Genomic DNA, 26745 nt, shown 5'->3' on the forward strand with positions numbered 1-26745 from the left:
GTCGTTAGCACACTGTTACGGGTCGACTCTGCTGACAGTTCGCAGTGCCGGACGACCCGACGTGAGCGTCGGGCAACTGCTCGCGTGGGTCGTCTCGCATTCTCCAATACATTATCAAAAAGGCGATATGCGGCGCGATTACGGTTGGACGAGTGCCCTGCTCCGCGCCGTTTGTTCGGTCAGCGCGGTAGGACTGGGTATTCGAGCGCTGCTGACGGGACTGTTCGTGGCGTTCGTTACGACGAATATCGCCCTCGTGGTGCTGTTCAACCTCTGCCTGACGGCGTTCGTCGGGCGACTGCTCCTTTCGAGCGTGAAAATACATCCCAAAGACCACCGCCAACGACAGCTACGAAACGGATGGACGCGACCGCTGCGGACGGACACCCGCCAGCAGTCACGCAATTCGGGGACGAAAATAGACCGGTTGTAGCGACTGTACCGCAAAAATCACGTTTCGCGTCCGTTTCTACGACTACGCTTCGGTGAGCGTATCGAACGACGCCGGATTCTCCCAGAGTTCGCCCAGCGTCGCGGCGGCCAAATAGCGCGTCGGTGCGGCGACCCACTCGGTCGTCACGCTGGAATCGGGGGAGGGTGCCGTCGGCTCGAACCACCACGCCACGTATCGACCGTCGGTGAGTTTCGCGGTGGGATACATCTGCCCATTTACCGAAACATCGACCCGGGAGTTGGCTTCGACGGCCGGGGCGTCCTCCGGCGAATCCGCGATTAGCACCTCTATTTGAACGCTTCGTTCGGTCATACAGGCTCACCGGCGACTGTCGCATCCGCTGTGTCGGTTCCGCAGAATGCGACAGTTACGAGTACCATATCACGACCCAACGACGACTACCTACAAGAAAGTCAGTCAGGCGTGTGTCTGACGGAGCCGGTTTCTGGCGGAGGGATGTGCTACTGGCGAACTTCGACCGCCGTATCCGACATCAACCACTCCTCGTCTGTTTCGTCCGGGTTTCGAATCTCTATCCAGCCGGTTTCGGAGACGACCATCTCACAGGTCGGCTCTTGCGTCATTGGACAGCCTCGCAGTGGTCACAGACGGTTATAAGACGGTTCTCGGTTCCGTGTTGTGTGTGATTCGAGGCGAACATGGGCATTTCTTCACCGAAAGAGACACTCGAAATCCACTTTGGTATGACTAGCCTGTTGTGAAGTAGTCGGTACCTACTCGACAATATATGTGAAATTTTTGAAACCCATGGCCTAAGTTTGGAATATGTGTAATCGGCAGTTTCGCGCGCGAAACTGACGACGAACTCGCCCATCATCTTTATTCTCGTTCTGCCCGTTTCGGGTGTCTATGCGAATGGGGAAATCAAAGATGCGAGAGGCGGGCGAATCTGAAGCCGAACGAGCGACCGAAACGAAAGAAGCAGGCATCCGAATGGTTGCCCTCTGGATACTGCTCACGATTGCGCTGTTCGTCCTCGGCAGACGAGCGCGCAGACGCGGAGAGTAGATGAGAAAAAGATAGTGGGCCGAGTTCACGAACCACACACCGAACGTTAACCGCGCCGCCATCGTTTCGTCCTGTATGACGGACATCCTACCGGAGGAGACGGAACGGTTCGTGCGCGCAGCGCTCCCCGAAGCGGACGAGACGCTGAAAGCGATGGAAGAACGCGGAGAGGGGTTTCCGACCGTCGGGCGCGAAGTCGGGCAGTTCCTTCGATTGCTCGCACACGCCGTGGACGCGGAGCGAATCTTCGAGTTCGGGTCGGGATTCGGCTACTCGGCGTACTGGTTCGCCGACGCGCTTCCCGAGGACGGTGAAATCGTCCTCACCGAATACGACGCAGACGAACTGCGCGAGGCCCGCGAGTTCCTCGAATCGGCGGGATTCGCAGACCGCGCGGTTTTCGAAAACGGTGATGCGATGGACGCAATCGAGCGCCACGACGGGCCGTTCGATGTCGTTCTCATCGACCACAACAAAGACGGCTATCCCGAGGCGCTAGAAGCAGTCCGCGACAAAGTCGCACCCGGCGGCGTCGTCGTCGCAGACAACGCGATGGTCAGCGGGATACAGGATTTCGACGCGATTCTCGCCGCACTGGAGGGGGACGACCCCGAATTAGACGAGGACAGTCGCGGCATCGCGGAGTACCTACTGACGATGCGCGAAGACGAGACGTTCGAGACGTCAGTCGTGCCACTCGGCGAGGGCATCGCGGTGAGCTACCGTCGATGACGGGTTTCGATAGCGGAAAGAATTTCGTAAAATTCGAGGCTAATTTCGATTAAGTTCTCAATCGAGTTGACTGACTATTTTTATTCTTTTTTCCTGTACTAAATTTATTACTATTTTTCTGTAGAATTATTGAAATGGCCGAAACTGTTTTTCAGTGAGGAATGTATTACTCACATCAGTACCGTCGAGAGAGAAGCCATGAGCAGTGGAACGGAGGTCACCCCCGATTCAGGAGTAGGACAGACCGAGAACCATCTCGATTCCCTGCTTCAGCTTTTGGACGGCACCGACTCGCTCGCCATCGTCTGTCACGACAATCCCGACCCCGACAGCATCAGTAGCGCGCTCGCGCTCTCGGCCATCGCGGATTCGGTCGGCGTCGAAGCGGTTACTCTCTACTATGGCGGTGAGATTACGCATCAGCAGAACCGCGCGATGGTCAACGTTCTCGACGTAGACCTCCATCGGTTCACCGAGGGATGTCTCCGTACCGCTTCGCTCGTCGCGTTCGTCGACCACGCCAAACCCGGCGTCAACAACTCCGTTCCTGAAGGAACGACCCCCGACATCGTCATCGACCATCACCCCGTCTCAGGAATCGATGCGCAGTACATCGACCATCGGGTCGATGTCGGGGCGACGGCATCAATCCTCACCGACTATCTCACCTGCCTCGACATCGAACTCGACACGCGACTCGCGACGGCGCTCCTGTTCGGCATCCGCCGGGAAACCCTCGCGTTCATGCGAAGCGCCACCCCGGCAGAGTACACGAGCGCCCGATTGTTACATCCGCACGCGGACATCAACCTCCTCCGCGAACTCACCGATTCTCTGTTCACCCACGAAACGCTGGATTCGCTCGGGAAGACGATTCAAAACCGCACGGTTCGAGGCTCGTATCTCGTCACGCACACGGGAAGAACCGACGAACGGGATACGCTTCCGCAGGCCGCGGATTACCTGCTCAATCTGGAAGGAATCACTACGACGTTCGTGTTCGGCATCATCGAGGATACTGTTCATCTCAGCGCCCGCACCCGCGACCCGCGGATTCACATCGGCGACGTGCTGACCACGGCGTTCGACGGATTCGGAAGCGCGGGAGGTCACCGCGACATGGCGGGCGGCATCGTTCCATTAGGTGTTTTCGGGGAGTTGGACGACGACGACGAACTCGTCTCTTTGCTCGCCGAGGCGCTGACAGAGCGATTTTTCGACTGCACGATGGGATGAACTCCTCCCGAGTTACGGAAACAGGAGAGCAAACCCGGCCGCGACGAGCACTCCGCCGAGCGCGAGTTTTAGCCGCGACGGGTCGAGGCGGTGTGCGACCCGCCAACCGACGACGACGCCGACGAGTTCGGGAATCCCGATAGCGACAGCGAGCGGAATCGACACCGCACCCTGCATCAAATACGTCGATGCCGCAAACGCGGAGAGAAACACCGACTGCACCTGCGCAGCGGCCAACGCGTCGAGCATCGAGACGCCCAACACGACGAGGAGGGGAACGGCGATGACCGGGCCGCCGACGCCGAGTAGACCGCCCAAAACGCCGACAGCGAAGCCGAGTGTGCCGAAGACGGCGACGCCGACCGTCGAATCAATTCGAAACGACCACTTCGAACCGAGGCCCCGTTGCTCCCGATAAACGATGCTCGCGCCAGCGAGCATGGTGAACCCGGTCAGCATGAATCCGAACAGGGCGTCGGAGAGAATCGTGTTGACGAGCGCGCCGACGACGGCACCGGCGACGCTCGGAACCGTCACGAGGGCGGCGAGACGTCTGCCTGATTGGGTGCGCAGTTCGCCTGATTGGAGATAGGTGATGCTTCCAAGGATACCGGTAAAGACGAAGGTCGTCATCGCAGTTCCGGCGACGACCGAGGACGAAACATCGGTGAGCGCGAACAGGGCGACGGTGATGAAGATGCCGCCCGGCCCGACGGCGGTGATTCCGATGCCGGAGAGGAAGGCGATGACGACCAAAACCGCCAGCATCGTCGGTTCGGGGAGCATTCGTCTCGGGTTTCAGAGTCCGCCCGATGTCAGTGCGTCGATGAACCCTGGAAGCGAAGTCACGGCAAGGTACGCCGAGAGGGCGACGAGCAGGAAGTTGAGCGTCGTGAGGGCGATTCCGTTTCGGTGGTCGCCCATCGTTTTCTTGTCATTGACCGCCCAGAACAGCAAAAGTGCGGTAATCGGCAGGCCCACGATGGCGTTGTACGCCGGGAACAGGAGAATCATGTCGATGACGCTCAGCCCCAAGAACTGGTGAACGAGTGGGGAAAGACTGCCGATGCCGACGCCGACCGCGTAGATGATTTTAAACTCCTTGCTCGCGCTGTCGGCGACTCGGCCGCGTGCGTTCTGGAACAGATACGCGGGCGTCCACATTATCGGGACGATGCTGTTGAAGGCCGCTGCAAGCGTTCCGAGGAGAAAGACGACCATCGCCCACTCGCCGAACACGTCGGCGAGCGCGCGTCCCGGCGTGATGAACGTCTCCAGTTCGGTGTATCCGGCGGGGCGCAGCACCGCCGCCGCGACGACGACGATTGCCACGGTCGTCAGACCGCCGACGAGGTAACCGATACCGAGGTCGCGCCGCATCTCCGAGACGCCTTTTTCATCGACCCATCCCTTCTGTTTCACGAGATTGGATTCGAGGAAGAAGTTCGGCCACAGCGCGGTCGTCCCGATGATGGCGGCGGCGAGCGTCAGCGCGCCGCCAGCGGGGACCGAGGGAACGAACCCGCCCGCAACGTCGGCCATCGACGGGTTGCTCACGCCAGCCACGCTCATGTAGATGACGAGCAGGATGAGCATCATGGCCGTCATGATTCGCTCGACCCCGTCGTAGTTCAGCACGCCGATGAGGATGGCGAGAAGGCCTGTAACCAGCGCGAGCGGTTGCCAGCCGATAGCTCCGTTGAGTAGAATCGAGACACCCTTTCCGACCGCGGCGGTGAGTTCGAGCGTCCACGCCACACAGCCGATGGAGAGGAGCGCGGCCAGCGCCGTCGCACCGGTTCCCCCGATTTTTCGGCGGGCGAACGTCATCAGGGGTTCACCGAAAATTCCGAGTCGGGCACTCATATCCTGCGCCATGAACCCGAACAGCACCGCGCCGACGACGGCCCAGAGAAGGCTGTAGCCGTACCGAACCCCGGCGGAACTGGCGATAAACACTGACCCCGAACCAAAGTAACTCGCAACCATCACGAATCCCAGCCCGTACTTCTGGAAGAATCCGCTCGCCGTATCACGGAGGCGCCTTCCGTAGGAACTGTGCGCCGATTTTGTTTCCATTACTGTTTGTTGCAAGGAGCGTTATGGGTTATTGCGGTATGGCTGTCTACGCAAGCCCTTTTTATGACCGACAGTAATTTTAAAATAGTTGTGGCTATTTCAGTTGGCAAATAAAATGGCGATAGAAAGTTCGAGAATGAGTAACACTCCACCGAGTTTGAGAAAATATCAACTAGTAAATATCCAACGCCGCTACCCCCGCCGACTGCCGGGTTGCGGGTCAACGTGCGGTTTCGCCATCAAATCCGAAAATCGCGCGTCGTCCACCCAGTCGAGCAGTTTCACGAGTTGCTCCGTCGCGGCCTCAAAGATTTGTTCGCCCTTTTCGGGCGTTGCGTCGGTTTGGTCGCCGAGGACGCCGTTTTCGGTGTTGTCGATGGCGTCGTAGTAGTTGCGCGCGCCGTGAATCATGAAGTTCCCCTCCCCAAGGTTAGAGAGGCCGCCGTCCCGAGCATTTTCAAGTTGGTCAGTTCTGACCAACTCGCCCGCGATGTGCATAATCATCGCCGTCTCCTTCGGCCCGCCGTGGGGGCCGTTGTGCTCGAACAGGTCGGAGACGAGGTCGGGAATCGACTCGTCCCACATCCACTCGACTGCGAAGGCGACTTCGTCCTGACGAAGTCGCCGACCAACCTCGCGCAGGTGTTGCATGTTCCCGCCGTGGGCGTTGACGTACACGACGCGGTCGATGCCGTGGTACGTCAAATTGCGCGTGAAGCTTTCGACGTAGTCGCGGAACACGCGCGCATCGACCCACATCGTTCCGTGGAACTGCTTGTGGTGCGGGCTGACGCCGATGTTTATCGTCGGCGTGCAGAGGTAGCCCGCTCGGTCTGCGGCCTCGCGGGCTAACGCCTCCGCGATGAGGTGGTCGGTCGCAAGCGGCAGGTGCGGGCCATGCTGTTCGGTCGAACCCAGCGGCACGACGGCGACGGATTCTTCGGCGACGTAGTCACCCAGTTCCGGCCACGTCTTGTCGGCGAGGTACATGCTGAAACAAGCGTTGGGAGAGGGTATAAAATTCCGCTCGGCGGAAAACGGGTCTTGTTAGAAGCAGTAGCAGTTCGAGAGAACTACAACCGCTTCGTCATCCGATGTCGTTTGATTTCGAACTCGTCTCGCCGGTACAGTGATTGGGCAATTTCGTTGTCAGCGTGAACGTCGAGCGAGAGGTGCTCACAGCCCTGTCGTCGCGCCCACGACTCCGCGCGGAGCATGAGTCGGGTGGCGATTCCGTGCTTTCTGCGACTCCGGACGACGTACAGGCTGTCGATGTACCCCCGCGGGCCGCGGACGAACACCGGGGGAGACGCCCGCTTTTCGACGGTCACGTAGCCGACCAGTTCGTCGCCGTCGTCGGCGACGAACGTGGCGATGTCGTCGTCCGAGTAGCGGTCTTTGATGTACGAAAAAACGTTCGCACGAACCCCGTGCTCAGCGAGGGTGTCGAACTCGTCCATCGTCGCCATCTCGCGGGCGAACGGCAACCAGAGGTCGTCAACGAATCGGACGAGTTCGGTCGCACGGAGTCGCCGGATTCGCATCAGGCGAGTTCCTCGTCGGCGTGCTCCGCGACGTACTGTTCGACTTTCGGGCGCGCTTCCTCGCGCTTTTGCTGGTGGTCGCGCAGGAAGAGTTCCAGTCGGTCTTTGGCAATCGCTTTCAGTTCGCCCGAAAGCATCGCGCCGGATTCGTACTCCGTGCGAATCCGGCGCAGTTCGTCGTCGTCCTCCACGAGGTGGTACGCGAGCAGTTCGAACACCATGTCCTCCTCGACGTTCGCGCCCTTCTCGCGGTGTTCCTCGATACTGACCCGGCCGCCGGTTTTCGCCTCGTCGATTTTGCGCTTCGCGTCCGCAATCGAATCGGTGAGGGCGATGTAGCTTTTCGGGTCGGACGAACTCATCTTCCCGCCCTGCAATCCGCGCATGAATCTATGATACGTGCTCGCGGGCTTTAGGTACGACGCATCGCGGTAGCGCGACGCCACGTCCCGCGTCAGTCTAACGTGCGGGTCTTGGTCGATACCGACCGGAACGACCGTCGGTTTCGGCCCGCCGTGTTCCGGCGATTGCGGGCGAAGGATGTCCGCGTACTGGGTCAGCGCCGACACCATCTTTCCGGGGTCTGCGTTGCCGTAGGTCGCCTCGAACTCGTTTTGCGTGACGTGCTTAGCGAACAGTTTGCTTCGAACCTGATGGTCGTTGCCCGCCTGCGACTGGAAGTAGAAATCCGTCGAATCGAGGTCTAACCCCAGCGCGACGTAGTTCAGCAGGTACTCCTCGACCACGAGTTCGCGGGCGTCTTCGAGCGACATCTCTCTGGTCGCGTAGGACTCGATGTCCGCCGCACAGAGCGTGAGTTCTGCGCCCATGTCCTGAAACATGAGCACCTGATCGACCACGCCGAGGTGGCCGAAGTGGAACACCCCGGAGGGCATGATGCCGGTCATCATGGCGAAGGGGTCGCCCTCGTCGCGAGCATCCAGTACGGTGTCTAAGTCGCGGTGTCCGAAGACGATGTTCCGCCGAACGAGGCGGTTGTCCGGCAGTCGATCTGCGAGGTCGGCAATCGGTTCGATGCCGAACTGTTTCATCGTCGCCTCGTAGTCGGTGATTTCGACGTCGCCCCACGGGTCGATTTCGGGCATCGCTATCGCTCACCTCCATAGTGCTCCTTCGCAGTCGTTCGCGGTCGCTCTATCGGTACAACAGAAGTCGTGTTACTGTGCCGCGGTCGGCCAAAATCGACCACCGGCAGTGGCAGATGGGTACATGCCGGTTTCTACTCCAGCGGTAGCGGGCAAAAACGTTTCGTCCGGACGACAGCACGCTGGCAGATTCGGTTCGGCCGCTTAAGCGGCCGAACCGACCATACGACTCGGCAACGGAAGTCAAATCATGGTCACCGGGGAACCGACCATCGAGACGAAGGAAATCGTCGCCGCGATTCGAGACGCGCCAGCGCCGGTCGTAAACACGCGGTATCTCGCGGACGAGTTCGACACCACGATAGAGCGGATGAAAAATCGGCTCACCGAACTGGTCGAAGAGGGCGTCCTCGAACATACAGAGGCCCGCAATCGGGGGCATCTGTGGTGGCTCTCCGTCGAAACAGAGATGGAGAGCTGAAACCGCAGACACTCCGCAATCCGCTGTGAGAATCAGAGTCCGAGTACAGTCAAAATCCGAGTGCAGTTTACTGTTCTGCCATGGTCCGGTTTCGTCTCCGATTGATGGTGAGCAGTGCGAAGCCGATGAGGGCGAGGGAGGCGGCGAGAACGCTAGCAAACCAGAGTCCGATGACGTCGCCGAGGAGGATGAAGTTCGGAATCAGAAGCAAAGCCAGAATGAGATACTGGCGTCGCTTGATTCGGTGAAGTCGATTCTGGAGGGCGGATTCGTCCATATAGAACTGAACAAAAGTGGAACATAAAAAGTATTCTTTTCGATGACATTTGGGGAGGTCGATTGGCGTGCCGGATTGGGATTTCGACGAGGCCGCGATACGCCGTGCTACTGCGACGATTCCTCATCGGGAAGCATCGCGTACAATCCAAGCGCGACGGCCGACAGACCCGCGAGCACGAGAAACGCGAAGTCGAACCTGTCTGCGTCCGCAAAATAGCCGACGAAGGTGGAACCGGTCGAACCGACCAAGAAAAATCCGGTTCGAAGGAAACCCCACGCAGCGCCTTCGATATGCTCCGGAAGCGCCCCGACGACGTAGGCGTTCGTGACGGGTGCAATCGCCATCCGGGAGCCGAGGATGGCGACGACGACGGCGAGAACGGCGGTTCCCGACGTGACTGTGAGAACCGCCGGAGTGACGACGCCGATTGCGGTGATGACCAGAAGAACTGGCTTGACCCCGACGCGGTCTGCGGCGCTCCCGGCGGCGACCTGCGAAATCGCACCCGCGATGAACATCACGCCGAACAGCAGGGCGGCGGTCTGCTGGCTCATTCCCTTCGTCTGGAGATACGTCGGCAGAAACGCGGTGAGGCCCTGAAACACGAACAACAGGAGCGCCATGGCGACGACCGCGAGGAAAATCGAGCGGTCGGAGAGCGTTCGGCCGATGTCCCGGAGCGCGCGGCGGTTCAGAAGCGGTGTCGATTCCGATTCCGATTCCGACTCTGACTCCGACTCCGATTCCCGACTTTTCTGGGTCGTCCTCTGCTCACGCTCGGGGACGACCCGCCACGCCAGCGCCGCGACGACGAAAAAAGGAATCGAGAGTCCAGCGAGAATGTATCGCCAGCCGACCACACCGACCACGGTGGTTGCGAGGTTCGGCAGGATTGCCGAACCGATGCTTCCGACGGCGAGCGTGACGCCGAACGCCGCGCCAGCGTTTCGAGTGTAGGTGCGCGAGAGGACGGTGCCGCGACTCGGGCCGTACAGGCCGGAACCGAGGCCGAATGCGGCGCTTCCGGCGAAGAAAACGAGGAAAACAGGGGAGAATCCGATGAGGCACAAACTGATTCCCGAAAGGCAGAGGCTCGTCGAAAGAAGCGTTCGCTCGCCGACGCGGTTGATGAGCACCCCGGCAGGAAACTGCATCAGGGCATAGCCGACCCAGAGGGCGGTGATGGCGAGTCCGGCAGTCGCGTTGGTGACTTCGAACGCCGATTTTATCTGCGGTAACAGCGCGGGAACGAGAAATCGAAGACCGAGCGTGAACGCCCAGCCGAGGGCGACCGCGGTGAGAATCCAGCCTCGGCCGTCGCCGCGTAATCCGCGAACCGCGGTTTGCAGGTGACTCGTGACCGACCGGCGACTGGACGACATCGGATGACTCGCACGATGTGTGGCGGGGTGTTAAACGAGTGGGTGCATACCCAATGTTTCCGCAAATCGTTCGTCTACGCGGACAGGTCGGCGTTCCGAAGTCGCTGGGCGTTGATTGCCACGATGACCGTGCTCGCGGACATGAACACCGCGCCGATTGCCGGTGAGAGCAGGATGCCAACCGGGGCGAGGATTCCGGCGGCCAGCGGAAGCGCGAACACGTTGTATCCGGTCGCCCAGACCAAATTCTCCTGCATTTTTCGATAGCTCGCACGACTCAGTTCCACGAGTTTCACCACGTCGAGCGGGTCGTTCTCTACGAGAACGATGTCGGCGGATTCGATTGCGACGTCGGTGCCGCTTCCGATTGCGATTCCCACGTCGGCACGCGTCAGGGCAGGCGCGTCGTTGACGCCGTCGCCGACCATGGCGACCAGTTTTCCCTGCCGTTGGAGTTCGACGACCTTCTCGTCTTTCTCGTCGGGCAGCACCTCGGCAAAGAAGGTGTCGATGGCGAGTTCGTCCGCGACGAATCGGGCGACCGCTTCGCTGTCGCCCGTCAGCATGGCGACCTCGATGTCCATCCGATGAAGGGCGTCGATGGCCCGTTTGCTCGCCTCGCGGATGACATCCGCGAGGGCGAGCGCCGAAACGACCTCGCCGTCGAAAACGAGGTATACGACCGTCTGACCGTTTTCTCCGGCGTTTTCGGCGAACTCAAAGAGGGTCGCCGGGAGGTCTGTATCGACCAGTTCGAGTAGGTTCGGCCCCCCGACGAGCAGTTCGTGGTCTTCGACCGTCGCCCGAACGCCCCTGCCTTTGATGGCTTCGAACTCGGTAGCGTCCGGAATTTCTGCACCGGTTTCCTCGGCCTTACGGCGAATCGCCTGCGCGATGACGTGTTCCGAATCGCCCTCGACACTGGCGGTGAGCGCGAGTGCGCGTTCGTCGTCCCAGTCCGTCACGGTTTCGACGCCGACGACGCCCTGCTCGCCTCTCGTGATGGTTCCGGTTTTGTCGAAAATTATCGTATCGAGGTGCCGGGCGTCCTCCATGGCGATGCGGTCGCGGACGAGGACGCCGTTTCGGGTCGCCAACGAAGTGTTGATGGAGACGACCAGCGGAACCGCCAACCCGAGCGCGTGCGGGCAGGCGATGACGAGAACGGTGACGACGCGTTCTACGACCGCGATGTCGAATCCGGTCGCGAGAATCCACGCAACTGCGGTAATTCCGGCGACCGAAAGCGCGATGTAGAACAGCCATCCGGCGGCCCTGTCGGCCAACACCTGCGTTCTGGATCGGCTTCCTTGGGCTTCCTCCACGAGACGCATGATTCCGGCCAACGTCGTCTTCTCACCAATTGCGGTAACGCGAACGCGAAGGCTCCCGTCGCCGGAGTTGACGGTTCCGGCGATGACTTCGTCGCCGGGTTCCTTGTCGATTGGCCGGGATTCGCCGGTAATCATCGACTCGTCGGCGGTCGAATCCCCCTCTTCGACCACGCCATCTGCCGGAATACTCGCGCCGGGTCGAACGAGAATTTGGTCACCGTCTCGGAGATTTCGGGTCGGAATCTCTTCGATTGTGCCGTCTTCTTTGATTCGCTCCGCGGTGTCGGGCATCAGTTTCGCCAGTTCGGAGAGCGCACCGGAGGCTTGCCGGACGCTTCGCATCTCCAACCAGTGGCCAAGGAGCATGACGTCGATGAGCGTCACCAATTCCCAGAAAAAGCTCATCGTGCCGGGCAGAAAGAAAAACGCCGCGATACTGTAGACGAACGCGACGGTGATAGCGAGCGAGATGAGCATCATCATCGCCGGTTCGCGGTTTTTCGCCTCCACAGAAGCCATGCTGAGAAATGGCAGACCACCGTAACCGAAGACGATGACGGCGAAAATTGGCGTTATCCACGCACTGCCCGGAAACGAAATCGCGGAGTAACCGAACGTATCCTGAACGAAGGGGCTGAAATACAGAACGGGAATCGAGAGAAAAAGGCAGACCCAAAAGCGCCGCCGGAACATCGTCTCATGTCCGTGGTGGTCAACGTGGGGCGGTGTGTCTCACTGCGTTCGTTCTTCCCCTGTGGCGTTCGGTCGTCATGTTTCGGCGTTGCTGTCTGTTGCCGATGGTCGTGTCGCTCCTCGTGAGTATCCACCATTTTCCCCACCGACAGAGTTACGCGCGATAGAGACTTGACTCTGCTCTGCATCCGGAGACGGGCGGAAACGGCCGGAGAGCGAGACATAAGCGAATCGAGAGCGAAGAAGGACGTATGGGGATATCGGGCCGAAATCTGTCGGTGGGGACGAAATAGAACTGCTCCAAATAATGATGCGCACGGCATGAGAACACGATATATTTCGACGGAGCGGTTCGAAAACGGGTGGCTCGGAACTCGTTTTTCGGTTCCGAGCTGGGAGAGCCTTCGCTCCGACGTTCCCGCAGGAATCGCAGTTGCACTGGTCACGATACCGGAGGCAATGGGATACGCCATCATCGCGGGTATTAATCCGATTTACGGACTGTACGCAGGGATGGTTACGACCGCAGTCGGGGCCGTGTTCGCCAGTTCGCGGTTCATGATAATCACCGCGACCAACGCGATTGCGCTCATCATCGCCGACTCCTTCGGCGTGTTTGACGGCGGTATCCAACTGCATACATTGTTCGCGCTCACGCTGTTGGTCGGCGTCATCCAGGTGCTGTTGGGCTTATTTCGGTTGGGTAACCTCCTCAAGTACGTGAACGACGAGGTGATGACTGGTTTCATCGTCGCCGTCGCAACGCTCCTCGCAATCGACCAACTGGACCTGCTCGTCGGTTATGAGGGAACGTTGAACGGAAGCACGCTCGTGCAGGCGGGGAACGTCATTCAGCATGCCGGGAGATGGGACATGGCCACGATGTCGGTCGGAGTCGGAACGCTTCTCCTCATTATCATTCTTCGGCGGTTCGTAACACGACGATATGCCGCACTGGTAGCGATTGCAATCACGAGCGGACTCGTCTTCGGACTCGGCCTGTCGTCGGTACAAATCGTCGGCGATATTGCGCGGATTCCGACGACCCTTCCGGTGCCGAAACCGGCGGTTCCGACGATTGATTCTAGACTCGTAACGAGCGCCGTCGCAATTGCAATCGTCGCACTCGTGGAGAGTTCTGGAATCACGGCGGCATATCCGAACCCTGGCGAATCACGCGCTGACCAGTCACGGAATTTCACCGCTCACGGGGTCGCCAACATCGTCGGGAGTCTCTTCCACGCGATGCCGGGTGGAGGGTCGTTTTCGCGAACCGGCGTCAATGTAGAGGGTGGTGCCGAAACTCGCTGGGCGGCGGTGTTCTCGGGCGTCGTACTCACGGCAATCGTAATTTTTCTCGGGAACGTCGTGGAGTACATCCCGATGGCAGGCCTCGCGGGATTGCTGGTCGTCATCGGTGTAGAAATCATCAGCAACGAGTGGAACGATGTCGTCCAGTCGTGGCGCGTCTCGAAACACGCAAGCGCCGCGATGATAGCCACGTTTCTGGTCGCTGTCGTGATGTCGCTGGAACTCGCCGTTTTCGTCGGCGTCGGACTCTCCCTACTGCTGTACGTCGTCACGTCGGCCACCGACATCGAACTCGAACGACTCGTTCCACGTGGCTACTGCCATTTCGAAGCCCGGTCAGTTCCCGACGAACTCCCATCCGATGACGTGATGATTCTGTATCCGAGGGGAAGTCTGTACTTTGCAAGCGTCTACGCGCTCGCCGACGCAGTCCCGGCGGACGAAAACGCGACGAACACCATCCTCGTCCTGCGACTTCGGGGGCGCGAAAACCTACCCAACACGTTGGTCAATTGGCTCGAAGAGTACATTCAACGTCTTCGGGCGAACGGGAACAAGTTACTGTTATCCGGCGTGAGCGACGAACTGATGGACGAACTGGAGCGCGTGGATTTGACGGACAAAATTGGGGCGGAGAACATCTTCACACAGGAAGCTGTTCTCGGTGCATCGACGCAGAGAGCGCTCGAATCCGCATACGAGCGAATCGCTTGAACCTCCGAGTGGCGATAAAACCGCGGGGTCGATGGATGACCGAAACATCTCTCTTCATTCGATACACCATTTTTTGAATAGGTGGCCACCATCGTTTTACCGTAGTTACGTATTTGCAGTACTAATGTCCCCCGCTGAAAGAGAAGCAGAGACTTCGACGCCGCGAAACGTCGTCGTCGTCTGTCTCGACACGGTGCGCGCTGACTTCTTTTCGCAGTACGCAAAGCGTCTCCAACGTCTCGCGGATGTATCGTTCACGCAGTGTCGCGCGGTGAGTTCGTGGACGGTTCCGAGTCACGCGAGCATGTTCACCGGAACACTGCCGTCGGAACACGGCGTTCACACGCACAACCGACGGTTCGACAGCGTTCCGCGCGAGGAGACGTTTCTCGCCGACCTCGACCACGCCACCTTCGGTGTGAGCGCGAACGCCTTCGTCAGTTCGACCTACGGCTTCGATTCGTGGTTAGACGAGTTATCGGAAATCGAGCCGAAACACCGCTATCCGGAAGCGACCAGCCTCAACGAAGTGGGAACGGAAACCGACACGACTGGCGTGAAAAAGTACGCAGAATACCTCCAGCAGGCGGTAAAACACGAGCATCCGATTCTGAGCCTGAAAAATACCGCGTTTGGCTACCTCCACGAGATGACCAAAACGGGGCCGATTTCGAAACAGGTGGACGACGGCGGCTCTGCGGTGGTTCGAACCGCAAAACAGCATATCGACAGCATCGAGGAACCTTATTTCGGATTCTGCAATCTCATGGACGCGCACACGCCGCTTCATCCGTGCAAGTGGTTCGATTCGTCGCTAAACGACGTGCCGGATTCGTGGACGTCCAGCCAGTACGACGTGTGGGAGTTGATGAGCGAGTCGGAACAGCACGACGAATACTGGCACCTCCGCGAGCAGGTGTACGGCGCGACTATCGAGTACTTAGACCGTATTCTCGCGGAGTTCGTCCACGACGTTCTGGATTCGGGAGGAAGGGAGACGACCATCGTCGTCACCGCAGACCACGGGGAAAATCACGGGACGGAAGCCGACGATTTCCTCGCAAATCACAAAAGTAGTCTCTCGGAAGGCCTGCTTCACGTCCCGCTGTTGCTCATCAATCCGCCGGAGGGCTACGACAAGGAAGAAGACGGATACGTGTCCCAACTCGACTTTGGCGACCTCGTCGTTGGACTGGCGAACGGAGAGACGCCCGACGTGTTCCGCGACAGATTCCCCGCCGAACTAGTCGGAATGAGCGCCGGGCCGGAACCACCGGAAAACCGCGAATACTGGGACAGAATGATTCGCTGTGTGTACGACGGAACGAGGAAGACGGTGTGGGATTCGCTCGGGACGAAGACCGAATACGAGTTAGACCCAGACCGACTCTCGTGGCAAAAGAAAGTCGAGACGGGTGAGGGAACACCCGAAGTCGAAGCGGACTTCTTCGACACGCCAATCGCGGAAGCGAAGGCGGCTGCGTCGGCAGGTAAAAATGTCACGGAAGAGATAGATTCGGCGACCGAGTCCCGTCTCGAAGAGTTGGGATACCTGTAAGAACCATCGGTACGCCAGTTTCACGCCGACTCCGTATTCAGTTCGACTGCTCGACAGTTATTTCGCGTGTGCGACACATACGCTCACATACGAGGGGCGAAAGCGCAAGAGATAATCGGCTCTAATCGTATAGCCCTAATCTAAGATAATGGCTGACCAATCGTCGGACTCATCGCTCAAATCCGTTTCTCGCGGTGCGTCTTTTTTTATGGCCGGGAAGGGTCTCGACAATGGGCTTCGATTTCTGCTGAACTGGATACTCGTTCGGGGGCTGGGCGGGACGCTGTTTACGGTGTACACCCTCGGATTGGTCGTTCTCACTTTCGCGCAGGTGTTCACCAACCTCGGGACGAACCAATCCATCATGAAGTTCGTTCCGAAGTACGACGATGACCCATTGAAACGCCGCCGGATGCTCGGACTCTCCTATCTAACCTCGTTGGTCGGCGGGGTTACCGTCGGTGTGGCAATCTACCTTGCCGCCCCGTGGATTACGCAGTTCGTTGACCCGGAGTATCAGGAGTACTTCGTCGATGTGCTGCGCGTTTTCGCGTTTTTGCTCCCCCTCGATACGCTCATTAGCTGTTTCGGGAGCCTCTTCAAAAGCCTCGAAATGCCGGAGTACCAAGTCCTCATTCGAAACATTCTGACGCCACTGCTCCGCGTCGTCGGCGTTGCTATCGCGATTCTCCTCGGATTCGCCCTCATCGGGACGGTGGCCGCGACGGTCGTCGCCTCGGCCATCGTGTTCTGTCTCGCCATCTATCTGGTGGTGGAGAAATCGAACCTCAAACCGAAGTTCGGTGCCTCGCGTAAGGAGATGATAGAGTTTTATGACTTCTCACTGCCGCTCACCGCCAATCAAACCGGACAGGTTCTCGCAAGCAAAGTTGACCTCCTGATGGTCGGATTTCTGGCGGGAGCGTACATCACGACCCAAGACGCGGCAGGTATCTACAAAATCGCCACCGTCCTCGCGGGGATACTCCTCCTCCCCCTCAGCGCGTTCAGTCAACTGTTCCCGCCCATCGCGTCGAAATTGTACAACAACGGGAAGATGGACGATTTGGAATCGCTGTACAAGCGAATCACTCGGTGGACGTTCACGCTGGGATTGTTTCCGGCAATCGGTGCGACCATCTACGCCCACGAACTGCTGGTCGTGTTCAGCGACTCGTTCGCACAGGAAGGAACGTCCGTCCTGCTGTTGCTGGTCGTCGCCCAACTCGCAAACGTGAGCGTCGGCCCGTCGGGATACGTGCTGATGATGACCGACCATCACTATCTCACGCTCGTCAATCAGTGGATGCTCGGGGTCTGTAACGTCGTTTTGAACTATCTTCTCATCCAGCAGTTCGGACTCATCGGCGCCGCAATCGCAACCGCAAGCGTCATCATCACCATCAACACCCTCCGAATCATCGAAGTCTGGTATATGGAACGGCTGTTTCCCTACTCCAGACGGTACATCAAACCAGTGTTAGCTGGGGCCGTCTCCGCGGCCGTAATGGTCGGGACGAAAACGGTGCTCGAAGGCTACGTGACGGGATTGGGTTCCAACGCAGTCGTCGCGCTCATTCAGGGTGCCGTCGGCGGCGTCCTCGGACTCGTCGCGTTCGCTGGCGTGCTGTACCTCCTCGGGATCGAGCAGGAAGACCGAGACTTCTTCGCGGAGAACCTCCCGACCTAAAGGAGCCGACGACCCACGGACGGCTATCCCACTTCTCCGACTTTTTCATCGACTACCCCTTTCGCAACCGCTCGCCCACCCATCGCAGTCGCAACTATCGACAGACCGCTAGTAAAGAGGCCGATTCCGAATAGAAGTCCAACCGCCCACAGTGCGGAACTCGGATACTCAAGCCAGACGAACAGGGCGACGGCCAGCGAGATAATTCCGCTGATAACGACCAACAGCCACCCTCGGGCCGGACGCAGACGAAGCCCCATGCCGATTTCCACCAGTCCTTCGGCGAGGAAAAAGATGATCAACAGCAGGGTCAATGCCGACAGTCCGACGAGTGGATTCAACAGGAATGCAATCCCGGCCACGACGAAAACGAGCGCTAAAATCGTCTGTCCGAGAAATCCGGCCCACCCTCGCCCCGAAACGGCGTGAGCGAGATGTGCGATACCACCGACGACGAGATACGCGCCGAGCAGGAACGACAGCGCGATACTCGTAAACAGCGGAGTGAAAATGGCCGCCAATCCGACGACGGTTAGCACGACGCCGACGCCCATCAGCAGTCGCCACGTGTCCTGTACTGTGCTCGCTAGCTCCTCGCCATCCCGTGTCCTGACGGTACTCATTTCGATTTCCCCCATGCCCGTGCAACGCAGACGAACATAACGGCAGTGGCAGGACGATAACGGCAGTGGCGGGATGATAACGGCAGTGATAGGATGCGGGTATTTGGGGACGAAAATGCGAATATGTCACGAGTCGAGACTCGTGGTTCAATCGACGCTCATGATTCGGTATTCATGACCCATCCAACGTTTATGATTCGAACGTCTCCGACGCGAGGGCGTCGGAAACGTGAGACAGATACCGCGCACCCCAGAGTGCGACCACGACGCCGCCAACCGTGTCGAACACCAAATCGAGCATCGTGTTGCCGAGCGAATACTGCGCGAGGACGCTCTCGGTTCCGGTCGTGGATGCAATCCCGTCGAGTCCGAACTCAAGCAGTTCCCACAGCACGCCGAAGGCGAGCGTAAAGAGGAGGATGAAGACGAACATGAACTCCTTCGGCAGATAGATGGAATCCGCGTGAACGTCAAGCGCGCGAACGACCGTGTAGCCCGCCGCCGCGACGACCGAGGACGAAAGCGCGTGGGTCAGTTGGTCCCACAGGCCAATCGACTGGTACAGGCCGACCGTCCCGATTGCGTGCAAAAATACGGGAACGACTATCCAGAGTGTTAGTCGCGTATCCATCGGCAATCCGTAGTTTCGTTCGAGCAGGGCCGGAACCTCGGTCAACACCAGCGCGACTGCCGTGTTGACGATGATGCCGACGTTCACCTCGAACAGGCCGAAAAGCAAGACACCGACGAGGACGAGCTGAAACGCACGAACGACCTGTCGCTGGCGCGTTTCGGACAGGTTCCAGCCTTCGGTCGCTCCGACGGCGGTCGTACCTTCCGTTCGTGCTCGCCCGTCGGCGGGCCGAAACCCGAATCTGGCGGTATCGACGCGCCGGAAGTAGACGGCGAAAACAACCCCGGCGACGATGCCTGCGCCAGTCGCCGCGAGAAGCGACCACATCACACTGCTGAGACTGCGAAGGTTTTGTGTGCCGAGCATGCCGTCGGCAGTCCACTGCACGACCGCCCACAGCCCCGCGCTCGCCATGGTCGCGACGACGACGAACAGCACTGCAAAAAACGGCGAGAGTTCGACCGCGGTGAACGTATCCAATTCGACGGCCACCACGAGCGCCAATCCCGCGACGGCGACGAATGTCGCAATCGAGCGCGGAAGGAGCGACCCGAGTGGAACGCTGATGAGGCCGAGTGCCACCGCGAGGAGCGACTCCCACGGAATCATCGCAGTCGGTCGCCGGAAGGCGAAAACTGGTATCAGCGCGAGGAGAATCGACGCGACGCCGAACCCCGCCCACAGGTAATCGCCGCGGAGCGCGCTGGCGAGGACGGCGACGGCCATGCTCGCGACGAGAACCCACGCGAGCAGTGCGTTTCGGTTTCGTTGGGTTGCGTTTCCGTCGGTCGTTTCCGACCCGAGCATAGGAGAGCTACGTCGGGGAATAGCTAAAGTGTGGAGTGTGAGATAGGGACCAGAATATTAGCGATGGAATTGTCCCATTTAGACACGCATCAGGCGGGATTGTTTCGGAAGCGTTCGATAAGGTGTGAGAACCCCGCTGTTTCTTCGAATACATCATAGTCATCGTCCGCTCCGACGAGAAGGGTTACATTTTGTTCGTCGTCAGTATCTATAGCTTTAGCGGCGGCGACGGCGTATGCGTCTCCGAGCGATGGACTGTACGAGGCTTTCAAATCTGATGCTGATTTCCATAGGTCGTCAATTCCGCACTCAGTAACTCCCATCTCTCGAAGGTCGTTGATATGGGCGTCCGCTGCCGTTGCAGACGTTTGACGAGCGGAAATGTACCGAAATTCCGCGAGATTGACCGTCGTCACGTAGCCGTCGATTTCGCTGTCGTACACGCGGTTGAGCCAATGCTCAACTTCGGCGGCACCGGGTTCATCGAACGAGAAGGCGAGAAGCGGCTCGGCATCGAAGACGACCGTCATTCATCGCGCTCCGACCGGCGTTCCTTCTCTTCGGCTTTCTTTTTGTCTCGCTCTCGTTCCTCGCGGAGCAGTTCCGTGGCCGACTGTTCTCCGTCTTCAGCCTTGGCTGCGAGTGCGCCTCGAATCTCGGACGGGCGCTTGACCGGTCGAATCACGATTTCTCCCGTTTCGTTCTCGACGAATCGAACACGCCCCGGCGTGTCGATGTGGAGCTTATCGCGGAACTCTTTTGGAATCGTTGCCTGTCCCTTGCTCGTGACGGTAACAGTGGTTCCCTCTTCAGCGTCGGTCATATGTAATGAGTAGTATTCAGTAATACTTGAATCTTTGTAATACATTTATGCGGTATTTCCACTCCGAGGCCATCACTCGCGGGAGAGTTGCATCCCACGGGAGACGACGTACAGCAGAACGATACCGGAACCGACTGCGAGGATGAATTGACCGACCAATGTAAACAGCACGCCGACTATCGAGTAACCGCCCAGCAGAAACGCTATCGCGAACGGAACGAGTGCAATCGCCGCAAACAGTCCAATCAGTTTGGCGAGCGGTGCTGCTTCGACAAGAAGTTGCGTCGTGTCTATCGTACCGGTTCCACGGTCGAAGAACGGAGCGGAGGGTGGCATCTTTCGCGTGTTTATGATTCTAAACCTATAAATATTCTCTAACAGATAGCAAATCGAGAACTGCACATCGACATCGCCCACATTCCAGAAATCCCATCCGAAAGGTCAGTTTCACAGGAAAATCGAATGGTGACCGTGAAAATAGTTCGGACGAGCCAAATCGAGGTCGAAAAAACGGGGACAGAACGATAACCCTCCTCGCCAGAGATAGAGACAGGATGACGAACCGCATCACGGTGTCGCTCGACGACGACGCACAGACGGCGCTCGACAACCTCGTCAATCAGACCGGCAAGGCCCAGAGCGAACTCGTCAGGCAGGCGCTCACCTTCTACGCGGCGAACTACGACGCGGCGACGGCGGACGCCGGGGAGAATCTGGAAGCCTACCACCAGATGCTATCGAGCGGCGAACACGTCCTGCTGGACGTGGATTTTCTCCACTGTTTTCTGGATTACGTGGAGGACGAGGCGGGCGAACCGAATCAGGCGTTCTTGGAACAGGCCGACAAAGTGTCCGAGTACCACGCCCGCGAGTACGAAAACCGGTTCGACAGCCTCGGCGAACTGCTCGATTGGCTGTCGCTGTGCGGGTTTTTGACGGTTCGGGCGACGAAGGGAGACACCTACCACGTCGTGTTCCCCACTGAGTCGGCGAAGTGGTTCATGATGCGGTTCGTCGAGTTGAGTACGGCCCGACTGCCGTTCGAACTCGAAATCGAAGAAGGAGTTTCGAAGGTGCTCATTACGGAAGTTCGGAACGGCTGAGAGAAAGACGAGAGCGCGAAAATCGGGTGACACGGGGAAGGGAAGGGAAGGGAAGGGAAGGGAAGGGAAGGGAAGGGAAGGGAAGGGAAGGGAAGGGAAGGGAGAAAATTTTGAAAAATATATGAGTGGCTCATACGATTTCACACTATTTCACAACAGCCACATAACCGCGCAGACAGCAGTACACGGCGTTCTTAGAGGGGTTTTAAGTTCGAATATTGGGTTGTGACACCATAGCACGTCAACAACCATGAACATTATAGATAAGATACAATCGATCGGCCCGGGTGCGATGGTCGCGGCGGCGTTCATCGGTCCCGGAACGGTGACGACCGCGAGCGTGACGGGAGCGGAGTTCGGCTACGCCCTCGTCTGGACAATTGTGTTCTCCATCGTCGCAACCATCGTGTTGCAGGAGATGAGCGCCCGTCTCGGCGTCGTCTCGCGCAACGGACTCGGCGAGGCGCTCAAAGAGCAGTTCGACAACCCTGTCCTCTCGACGGTCAGCATCGCGCTCGTGGTGAGTGCAATCGGCATCGGAACCGCGGCCTACGAAACCGGGAACATCCTCGGCGGGGCCGCCGGACTCGCCGGAATCACGGGTATCAGCGCAAATATTTGGGGGCCGCTGATGGGTCTCTGTGCTGGCGCACTGCTGTGGACTGGCCGGTACAAACTCATCGAAAAGGCCCTCGTCGGCCTCGTGGCGCTCATGGCAGTGGCGTTCGTCATCAACGCGATACTCATCGGTCCCGACCTCAATGCGCTGGCGATGGGATTCGTCCCGAGCGTTCCCGAAGGTTCTATCTTCCTCATCACTGGTCTCATCGGAACCACCGTCGTCGGCTACAACTTGTTCTTGCACGCTGGGAGCGTCCAAGAACGCTGGGCCGGGCCGGACGAGTTGGGCGAGTCGCGCGCCGACACGATACTCTCGATTCTCGTCGGCGGTGGCATCACCATCGCCATCCTCGTCACCGCGGCGGCGGTGTTCCCCGTCGGTACAGAAATCAGCGACGTGAGTACGATGGCGGAGCAGATAGAACCGCTCGCGGGAACGCAGGCGACCGTGCTGTTCAGTATTGGCCTGTTCGCCGCCGGATTCACGAGCGCGACGACCGCGCCGTTGGCCGGAGCCTACGCGACTGCCGGGGCGCTGGGATGGGACACCGACCTGAAAGCGACGAAGTTCCGCGCAGTTTGGGGGTCGATTCTGCTCATCGGCATCGTCTTCTCCGGACTCGGCCTCCAACCTGTGGAGGCAATCGTCTTCGCGCAAGTCGCAAACGGAATCCTTCTTCCCATCGTCGCCGTCTTCCTCATCTACGTGATGAACGACCGCGACATCCTCGGGGAGTACGTGAACAGCACCGCACAGAACGTCATCGGCGTGGTCGTCACGCTCGTCGTCGTTTGGCTCGGACTGCGCTCGCTGTACGGCGTCGGGCAGAGTTTGGGGGTGTTCTGAATGGCCGGGAACACCCGCGTCGGCGTGGATGTTGGCGGAACGTTCACCGACGTGGTTCTCCTCCCGCCGGACGACGAACTCGTGACGGCGAAAGTTCCAAGTACGGACGACCAGAGCGTCGGCGTCATTTCGGGCATCGAAAAAGCCTGCGAGGAGGCCGGAATCGACCCGAGCGACGTAGACGCGTTCACTCACGCGATGACCGTCTCGGTCAACGCTCTGCTCGAAGAAAACGGCGCGAAAACCGCGCTCGTGACCACCGAAGGCTTCCGCGACGTGCTGGAAATCGGGCGACAGGCCCGACCAGACCTGTACGACGTGAACGTGGACAAACCCGCGCCGCTCGTTCCACGGCGGCGCAGGTTCGAGGTTTCGGAGCGAACCGCAATCGACGGCGTCCGAGTCGCACCCGACGAAGACGAGGTTCGGCAGGTCGCCGAAAACATCCGCGACTGCGACGCCGAAAGCGTCGCAGTCGCCTGTCTGCACGCCTACCAACATCCGGAAAACGAGCAGACAATCACAGAAATCCTCCGCGAAGAACTCGACATTCCGGTCTCCGCGTCGCACGAAGTGCTCGCGGAGTTCCGTGAATACGAGCGAACCTCGACGACGGTCGTCGATGCCTACGTCACCCCGGCCATCGACGCCTACATCGGGCGGTTGGAGGAGCGCGCCGAAACCCTCGGCGTTCCGGTGCCGCGAATCATGCAGGCAAACGGCGGCATCGCTCCGGCGAAAACCGTCCGTGAACACGCCGTGACGACGACGATGTCCGGTCCCGCCGGGGGCGTCGTCGGCGCGGCGGAGACGGCAAATCAGCGCACTCTCGACGGATTGGTCACCTTCGACATGGGCGGCACGTCGAGCGACGTAAGCCTCGTCCGCGACGGCGAAGTCGAGCGGACGACGAACGCCGAAATCAACGGGCGGCCAATCAAAACTCCGATGGTTGACGTGAACACGGTCGGCGCTGGCGGCGGGTCGATTGCGTGGGTTGACGCGGGCGGCGCGCTCCGTGTCGGCCCACAATCCTCCGGCGCGAACCCCGGCCCGGCCTGCTACGGTCGCGGCGGGGAGAAACCGACGGTCACGGACGCGAACGTCGTCCTCGGCTACATCGGCGGGAGTTCGGCGCTCGGCGGCGAACTCGAACTGGACGAGGAGGCGGCCCACGATGTCCTTTCCCGACTTGCTGACGAGGCTGGACTCGACGGCGCACTCGACGCCGCGCGCGGCGTCTTCCGGGTCGCAAACGCGAACATGACGCGAGCGATTCGGGCCGTCACGGTCGAACGGGGTCACGACCCGCGCGGATTCGGACTCGTCGCATTCGGCGGGGCGGGGCCGATGCACGCCGCCGCGCTCGCGGACGGATTGGATATGGATTCGGTCGTCGTCCCCCACGCCTGCGGCGTCTTGTCGGCCTACGGCCTCCTCGCCGCCGACGAGAAACACGATTCGGTCAGAACCCTGCGAAGTCAGCTTTCGGGACTGTCGCTGGAGTCGGTCGAATCGACCTACGACGAACTCACGGCGGACGTGCTGAAAGATGTAGAGACTCCAAAAGATGCCGTGGTTCAGCGGGCGGCAGACCTGCGCTACGTCGGTCAGAGCTTCGAACTGACGGTTCCAGTCGGGGAATCGTTCGATGCGGAAGCGGTCGCGGGAAGATTCCGCGAGGCACACCAAAACGCCTACGGCTACACGATGGACGACCCGATAGAACTGGTGAACCTGCGGGCGACGGCAGTCGTAGAACGCGAATCGCTCTCCGTTTCCTACCGAACTGCGGGCGAAGCCAGAAAGGGAACCCGCGAGGTCTTTTTCGGCGACGAGTTCCACGAGACGGCGGTTTTCGACCGAATTGGACTCGGCGAAGGGAAGACGGTCGAAGGCCCCGCAATCCTCGAACAGAACGAAAGCACCGTCGTCGTTCCCCCGGCGTGGTCGGGAACAGTGCAAGCGGATGGGACGTTCGTGCTGTCGGGAGGTGAGGACGAATGAGCGAACGGAAATCGGCAGCGGACATCGACCCGGTGACGCTCGAAATCATGCGCAACCAGTTCGAAGGTGTCGCCGAGGAGATGGGACAGGTGCTCATCACCTCGTCGTACTCGCCGAACATCAAGGAGCGACGGGACTGCTCGACGGCCCTCTTCGACGAATCGGGCCGTCTGGTCGCGCAGGCCGAACACATCCCGGTTCACCTCGGCGCGATGCCTGCGGCGGTGACGACGGTGTTGAAGTACGACCCGAAACCCGGCGACGTGTTCGTGCTGAACGACCCGTTCGAGGGTGGCACCCACCTCCCCGACGTAACCATGGTGTCGCCGATTTCCATCGACGGGGAAATCCTCGGCTACGCGGTTTCCCGCGCCCATCACGCCGACGTGGGTGGAATGACCCCCGGAAGCATGCCCGCCGGAGCGCGCGAAATCTATCAGGAAGGTATCCGACTCCCGCCGGTTCGACTCGTCAAAGGCGGCGACGTGAACGACGACGTGATGAGCCTCTTGCTCGCAAACGTCCGGAATCCGGGCGAGCGCAAGGCGGACATTCGCGCGCAAATCGCCGCCAACGAACGGGCGGAAGAACGACTCGGCGACCTCGTGGAAGAACACGGAAAAGGTCGCGTCGTCGCGGCCTTTTCCGCCGTGATGAATTACTCGAACGACCGAATCAGCGCTGAACTCGCCGACCTGCCGGACGGCGAGTTCAGCGCGCGGGACGTGATGGAAGGCGACGGAGTGACCGACGACGAAATTCCAATCGAAGTTGCTGTGACGATCGACGGCGACCGAATCGAGGTCGATTTCGCCGGAACCGCTGAACAGGTCGCCGGAAACGTGAACGCGCCGCTGGCAGTGGCGAAGAGCGCGGTGTACTTCGTCATTCGGTGCGTGACTGACCCGGAAATTCCACCGAATCAGGGCTGTTACGACCCGATTTCCGTGGCAGTTCCCGAGGGGTCGCTGTTGAATCCGCGACCACCGTCGGCAGTCGTCGGCGGCAACGTCGAAACCAGTCAGCGAGTAACCGACGTGGTGTTCACCGCATTTGCGGAGGCGGCCCCCGACCGAGTGCCCGCGCAGGGACAGGGAACGATGAACAACCTCACTATCGGCAGTCGAGACGGTGGCGAAGACGGCTTCACCTACTACGAAACCATCGCGGGGGGATTCGGCGGCAGGCCGACCAAGGACGGCATGGACGGCGTGCAGGTCGGGATGACCAACACACTGAACACGCCGGTCGAGGCGATGGAAGCCGAATATCCCCTGTTCGTAGAAGAGTACGGACTCCGCGAAAACAGCGGCGGGCGCGGCGAACACCGGGGCGGCCTCGGCGTCGTTCGTTCCGTGACGGTGGAATCCGACGCGACGGTGTCCCTGTTGACCGAACGCCGCCGAGTCGCCCCGCGAGGAATCGCGGGCGGCGAGGACGGCGAACCGGGCGAAAACCAAATCTCGGGCGAACTCGTTCCGGCGAAGACGACGCGAGACGTACCCGCCGGAACGACGATTACCGTCTCCACGCCGGGCGGCGGTGGCCACGGATTCGCCGAGGAGCGCAACTCGGCGGAAATCGACCGCGACCGCGAGGACGGGAAGATGGAGTGGGACGAATGACGACGGATGGAGAGAAGCAAATGATGGAGGTA

27 protein-coding genes are annotated in these 26745 nt (G+C 59.7%); 12 read left to right on the forward strand and 15 right to left on the reverse strand.

Going from position 1 to position 26745, the window contains the following annotated elements:
• Positions 1 to 61 precede the first annotated feature (61 nt).
• The gene (locus BW974_RS19770; protein WP_139328945.1) at positions 62 to 433 is read left to right on the forward strand and encodes a hypothetical protein; all 372 of its coding nucleotides are present in this window, start codon (positions 62 to 64) and stop codon (positions 431 to 433) included.
• A 42-nt stretch (positions 434 to 475) separates the two neighbouring features.
• Here the strand turns inward: BW974_RS19770 and BW974_RS19775 are convergent, their stop codons facing one another.
• Complete coding sequence (locus BW974_RS19775; RefSeq protein ID WP_076432150.1) at positions 476 to 766, reverse strand: hypothetical protein; 291 nt, start codon at positions 764 to 766, stop codon at positions 476 to 478.
• A gap of 149 nt (positions 767 to 915) precedes the next feature.
• A complete protein-coding gene (locus BW974_RS27055) occupies positions 916 to 1038 on the reverse strand; it encodes a hypothetical protein (protein WP_281247721.1) in 123 nt (40 codons plus the stop codon).
• 286 nt (positions 1039 to 1324) lie between these two features.
• On the opposite strand from BW974_RS27055, the gene BW974_RS25870 reads away from it, so the two are divergent.
• The 3 genes from BW974_RS25870 to BW974_RS19785 all read left to right on the forward strand — a co-directional run bounded on the left by BW974_RS25870 (position 1325) and on the right by BW974_RS19785 (position 3451).
• Positions 1325 to 1483, forward strand: coding sequence for a hypothetical protein (locus BW974_RS25870; protein ID WP_175609739.1), 159 nt, complete (start codon positions 1325 to 1327; stop codon positions 1481 to 1483).
• Positions 1484 to 1558: 75 nt separating this feature from the next.
• Positions 1559 to 2215, forward strand: coding sequence for an O-methyltransferase (locus BW974_RS19780; protein WP_076432152.1), 657 nt, complete (start codon positions 1559 to 1561; stop codon positions 2213 to 2215).
• A gap of 198 nt (positions 2216 to 2413) precedes the next feature.
• On the forward strand, positions 2414 to 3451 hold the full coding sequence (locus BW974_RS19785; RefSeq protein WP_076432154.1) for a DHH family phosphoesterase: 1038 nt from the start codon (positions 2414 to 2416) through the stop codon (positions 3449 to 3451).
• 12 nt (positions 3452 to 3463) lie between these two features.
• On the opposite strand, the gene BW974_RS19790 is transcribed toward BW974_RS19785, so the two are convergent.
• The 5 genes from BW974_RS19790 to trpS all read right to left on the reverse strand — a co-directional run bounded on the left by BW974_RS19790 (position 3464) and on the right by trpS (position 8180).
• Positions 3464 to 4237 (reverse strand): sulfite exporter TauE/SafE family protein, encoded by a 774-nt coding sequence (locus BW974_RS19790; protein WP_076432156.1) that lies wholly within the window; start codon positions 4235 to 4237, stop codon positions 3464 to 3466.
• 12 nt (positions 4238 to 4249) lie between these two features.
• Positions 4250 to 5530 (reverse strand): NRAMP family divalent metal transporter, encoded by a 1281-nt coding sequence (locus BW974_RS19795; protein ID WP_076432158.1) that lies wholly within the window; start codon positions 5528 to 5530, stop codon positions 4250 to 4252.
• A gap of 192 nt (positions 5531 to 5722) precedes the next feature.
• Positions 5723 to 6520, reverse strand: a complete 798-nt coding sequence (locus BW974_RS19800) for a creatininase family protein (protein ID WP_076432160.1) — start codon at positions 6518 to 6520, stop codon at positions 5723 to 5725.
• 83 nt (positions 6521 to 6603) lie between these two features.
• On the reverse strand, positions 6604 to 7074 hold the full coding sequence (locus tag BW974_RS19805; RefSeq protein ID WP_076432161.1) for a GNAT family N-acetyltransferase: 471 nt from the start codon (positions 7072 to 7074) through the stop codon (positions 6604 to 6606).
• Positions 7074 to 8180 (reverse strand): tryptophan--tRNA ligase, encoded by a 1107-nt coding sequence (gene trpS / locus BW974_RS19810; RefSeq protein ID WP_076432163.1) that lies wholly within the window; start codon positions 8178 to 8180, stop codon positions 7074 to 7076. Before trpS ends, BW974_RS19805 begins: the two co-directional genes overlap by 1 nt.
• A 250-nt stretch (positions 8181 to 8430) precedes the next feature.
• Here trpS and BW974_RS19815 point away from each other — a divergent pair, with 250 nt between their 5' ends.
• Positions 8431 to 8661, forward strand: a complete 231-nt coding sequence (locus tag BW974_RS19815; protein WP_076432165.1) for a hypothetical protein — start codon at positions 8431 to 8433, stop codon at positions 8659 to 8661.
• A gap of 67 nt (positions 8662 to 8728) precedes the next feature.
• Here the strand turns inward: BW974_RS19815 and BW974_RS19820 are convergent, their stop codons facing one another.
• From BW974_RS19820 to BW974_RS19830, 3 genes are all read right to left on the reverse strand, one after another.
• On the reverse strand, positions 8729 to 8938 hold the full coding sequence (locus BW974_RS19820) for a hypothetical protein (RefSeq protein WP_076432166.1): 210 nt from the start codon (positions 8936 to 8938) through the stop codon (positions 8729 to 8731).
• Between the two features lie 107 nt (positions 8939 to 9045).
• Complete coding sequence (locus tag BW974_RS19825; protein ID WP_076432168.1) at positions 9046 to 10323, reverse strand: MFS transporter; 1278 nt, start codon at positions 10321 to 10323, stop codon at positions 9046 to 9048.
• Between the two features lie 74 nt (positions 10324 to 10397).
• Positions 10398 to 12350 (reverse strand): heavy metal translocating P-type ATPase, encoded by a 1953-nt coding sequence (locus BW974_RS19830; protein WP_076432169.1) that lies wholly within the window; start codon positions 12348 to 12350, stop codon positions 10398 to 10400.
• A 321-nt stretch (positions 12351 to 12671) separates the two neighbouring features.
• Between BW974_RS19830 and BW974_RS19835 the strand changes: the two genes are divergently transcribed.
• The 3 genes from BW974_RS19835 (at position 12672) to BW974_RS19845 (ending at position 17623) form a co-directional block, all read left to right on the forward strand.
• Positions 12672 to 14375 (forward strand): SulP family inorganic anion transporter, encoded by a 1704-nt coding sequence (locus BW974_RS19835; protein ID WP_076432171.1) that lies wholly within the window; start codon positions 12672 to 12674, stop codon positions 14373 to 14375.
• Positions 14376 to 14499: 124 nt separating this feature from the next.
• Complete coding sequence (locus BW974_RS19840; protein WP_076432173.1) at positions 14500 to 15933, forward strand: sulfatase-like hydrolase/transferase; 1434 nt, start codon at positions 14500 to 14502, stop codon at positions 15931 to 15933.
• 148 nt (positions 15934 to 16081) lie between these two features.
• Positions 16082 to 17623 (forward strand): oligosaccharide flippase family protein, encoded by a 1542-nt coding sequence (locus BW974_RS19845; RefSeq protein WP_076432174.1) that lies wholly within the window; start codon positions 16082 to 16084, stop codon positions 17621 to 17623.
• Between the two features lie 23 nt (positions 17624 to 17646).
• On the opposite strand, the gene BW974_RS19850 is transcribed toward BW974_RS19845, so the two are convergent.
• The 5 genes from BW974_RS19850 to BW974_RS19870 all read right to left on the reverse strand — a co-directional run bounded on the left by BW974_RS19850 (position 17647) and on the right by BW974_RS19870 (position 20846).
• Positions 17647 to 18261: an HdeD family acid-resistance protein gene (locus tag BW974_RS19850; RefSeq protein WP_245800206.1), complete on the reverse strand. Its 615-nt coding sequence runs from the start codon at positions 18259 to 18261 to the stop codon at positions 17647 to 17649.
• 175 nt (positions 18262 to 18436) lie between these two features.
• On the reverse strand, positions 18437 to 19687 hold the full coding sequence (locus tag BW974_RS27290; protein ID WP_076432176.1) for a DUF2238 domain-containing protein: 1251 nt from the start codon (positions 19685 to 19687) through the stop codon (positions 18437 to 18439).
• A gap of 89 nt (positions 19688 to 19776) precedes the next feature.
• Positions 19777 to 20217 carry a type II toxin-antitoxin system VapC family toxin gene (locus tag BW974_RS19860; protein ID WP_076432177.1) on the reverse strand — a complete coding sequence of 147 codons (441 nt, stop codon included), beginning with the start codon at positions 20215 to 20217 and terminating at the stop codon, positions 19777 to 19779.
• Positions 20214 to 20510, reverse strand: coding sequence for an AbrB/MazE/SpoVT family DNA-binding domain-containing protein (locus tag BW974_RS19865; RefSeq protein ID WP_076432179.1), 297 nt, complete (start codon positions 20508 to 20510; stop codon positions 20214 to 20216). Before BW974_RS19865 ends, BW974_RS19860 begins: the two co-directional genes overlap by 4 nt.
• A gap of 72 nt (positions 20511 to 20582) precedes the next feature.
• On the reverse strand, positions 20583 to 20846 hold the full coding sequence (locus tag BW974_RS19870) for a hypothetical protein (protein WP_076432181.1): 264 nt from the start codon (positions 20844 to 20846) through the stop codon (positions 20583 to 20585).
• 218 nt (positions 20847 to 21064) lie between these two features.
• Here BW974_RS19870 and BW974_RS19875 point away from each other — a divergent pair, with 218 nt between their 5' ends.
• The 4 genes from BW974_RS19875 (at position 21065) to BW974_RS19890 (ending at position 26713) form a co-directional block, all read left to right on the forward strand.
• Positions 21065 to 21613 carry a ribbon-helix-helix protein, CopG family gene (locus BW974_RS19875; RefSeq protein WP_076432183.1) on the forward strand — a complete coding sequence of 183 codons (549 nt, stop codon included), beginning with the start codon at positions 21065 to 21067 and terminating at the stop codon, positions 21611 to 21613.
• Positions 21614 to 21863: 250 nt separating this feature from the next.
• On the forward strand, positions 21864 to 23081 hold the full coding sequence (locus BW974_RS19880; protein WP_076432184.1) for an Nramp family divalent metal transporter: 1218 nt from the start codon (positions 21864 to 21866) through the stop codon (positions 23079 to 23081).
• On the forward strand, positions 23082 to 25088 hold the full coding sequence (locus BW974_RS19885) for a hydantoinase/oxoprolinase family protein (protein WP_076432202.1): 2007 nt from the start codon (positions 23082 to 23084) through the stop codon (positions 25086 to 25088). It begins immediately after the preceding gene.
• On the forward strand, positions 25085 to 26713 hold the full coding sequence (locus BW974_RS19890) for a hydantoinase B/oxoprolinase family protein (protein WP_076432205.1): 1629 nt from the start codon (positions 25085 to 25087) through the stop codon (positions 26711 to 26713). The genes BW974_RS19885 and BW974_RS19890 overlap by 4 nt, the downstream gene beginning before the upstream one ends.
• Positions 26714 to 26745 lie beyond the last annotated feature (32 nt).

Source organism: Haladaptatus litoreus (assembly GCF_900156425.1).
Lineage (GTDB): Archaea > Halobacteriota > Halobacteria > Halobacteriales > Haladaptataceae > Haladaptatus > Haladaptatus litoreus.

What these genes read in the sequence shown, in the direction of transcription:
- BW974_RS19775 (WP_076432150.1), bottom strand. Translation starts at nt 766, where the DNA reads ATGACCGAACGAAGCGTTCAAATAGAGGTGCTAATCGCGGATTCGCCG.
- BW974_RS27055 (WP_281247721.1), bottom strand. Translation starts at nt 1,038, where the DNA reads ATGACGCAAGAGCCGACCTGTGAGATGGTCGTCTCCGAAACCGGCTGG.
- BW974_RS25870 (WP_175609739.1), top strand. Translation starts at nt 1,325, where the DNA reads ATGCGAATGGGGAAATCAAAGATGCGAGAGGCGGGCGAATCTGAAGCC.
- BW974_RS19780 (WP_076432152.1), top strand. Translation starts at nt 1,559, where the DNA reads ATGACGGACATCCTACCGGAGGAGACGGAACGGTTCGTGCGCGCAGCG.
- BW974_RS19785 (WP_076432154.1), top strand. Translation starts at nt 2,414, where the DNA reads ATGAGCAGTGGAACGGAGGTCACCCCCGATTCAGGAGTAGGACAGACC.
- BW974_RS19790 (WP_076432156.1), bottom strand. Translation starts at nt 4,237, where the DNA reads ATGCTCCCCGAACCGACGATGCTGGCGGTTTTGGTCGTCATCGCCTTC.
- BW974_RS19795 (WP_076432158.1), bottom strand. Translation starts at nt 5,530, where the DNA reads ATGGAAACAAAATCGGCGCACAGTTCCTACGGAAGGCGCCTCCGTGAT.
- BW974_RS19800 (WP_076432160.1), bottom strand. Translation starts at nt 6,520, where the DNA reads ATGTACCTCGCCGACAAGACGTGGCCGGAACTGGGTGACTACGTCGCC.
- BW974_RS19805 (WP_076432161.1), bottom strand. Translation starts at nt 7,074, where the DNA reads ATGCGAATCCGGCGACTCCGTGCGACCGAACTCGTCCGATTCGTTGAC.
- trpS (WP_076432163.1), bottom strand. Translation starts at nt 8,180, where the DNA reads ATGCCCGAAATCGACCCGTGGGGCGACGTCGAAATCACCGACTACGAG.
- BW974_RS19815 (WP_076432165.1), top strand. Translation starts at nt 8,431, where the DNA reads ATGGTCACCGGGGAACCGACCATCGAGACGAAGGAAATCGTCGCCGCG.
- BW974_RS19820 (WP_076432166.1), bottom strand. Translation starts at nt 8,938, where the DNA reads ATGGACGAATCCGCCCTCCAGAATCGACTTCACCGAATCAAGCGACGC.
- BW974_RS19825 (WP_076432168.1), bottom strand. Translation starts at nt 10,323, where the DNA reads ATGTCGTCCAGTCGCCGGTCGGTCACGAGTCACCTGCAAACCGCGGTT.
- BW974_RS19830 (WP_076432169.1), bottom strand. Translation starts at nt 12,350, where the DNA reads ATGTTCCGGCGGCGCTTTTGGGTCTGCCTTTTTCTCTCGATTCCCGTT.
- BW974_RS19835 (WP_076432171.1), top strand. Translation starts at nt 12,672, where the DNA reads ATGAGAACACGATATATTTCGACGGAGCGGTTCGAAAACGGGTGGCTC.
- BW974_RS19840 (WP_076432173.1), top strand. Translation starts at nt 14,500, where the DNA reads ATGTCCCCCGCTGAAAGAGAAGCAGAGACTTCGACGCCGCGAAACGTC.
- BW974_RS19845 (WP_076432174.1), top strand. Translation starts at nt 16,082, where the DNA reads ATGGCTGACCAATCGTCGGACTCATCGCTCAAATCCGTTTCTCGCGGT.
- BW974_RS19850 (WP_245800206.1), bottom strand. Translation starts at nt 18,261, where the DNA reads ATGGGGGAAATCGAAATGAGTACCGTCAGGACACGGGATGGCGAGGAG.
- BW974_RS27290 (WP_076432176.1), bottom strand. Translation starts at nt 19,687, where the DNA reads ATGCTCGGGTCGGAAACGACCGACGGAAACGCAACCCAACGAAACCGA.
- BW974_RS19860 (WP_076432177.1), bottom strand. Translation starts at nt 20,217, where the DNA reads ATGACGGTCGTCTTCGATGCCGAGCCGCTTCTCGCCTTCTCGTTCGAT.
- BW974_RS19865 (WP_076432179.1), bottom strand. Translation starts at nt 20,510, where the DNA reads ATGACCGACGCTGAAGAGGGAACCACTGTTACCGTCACGAGCAAGGGA.
- BW974_RS19870 (WP_076432181.1), bottom strand. Translation starts at nt 20,846, where the DNA reads ATGCCACCCTCCGCTCCGTTCTTCGACCGTGGAACCGGTACGATAGAC.
- BW974_RS19875 (WP_076432183.1), top strand. Translation starts at nt 21,065, where the DNA reads ATGACGAACCGCATCACGGTGTCGCTCGACGACGACGCACAGACGGCG.
- BW974_RS19880 (WP_076432184.1), top strand. Translation starts at nt 21,864, where the DNA reads ATGAACATTATAGATAAGATACAATCGATCGGCCCGGGTGCGATGGTC.
- BW974_RS19885 (WP_076432202.1), top strand. Translation starts at nt 23,082, where the DNA reads ATGGCCGGGAACACCCGCGTCGGCGTGGATGTTGGCGGAACGTTCACC.
- BW974_RS19890 (WP_076432205.1), top strand. Translation starts at nt 25,085, where the DNA reads ATGAGCGAACGGAAATCGGCAGCGGACATCGACCCGGTGACGCTCGAA.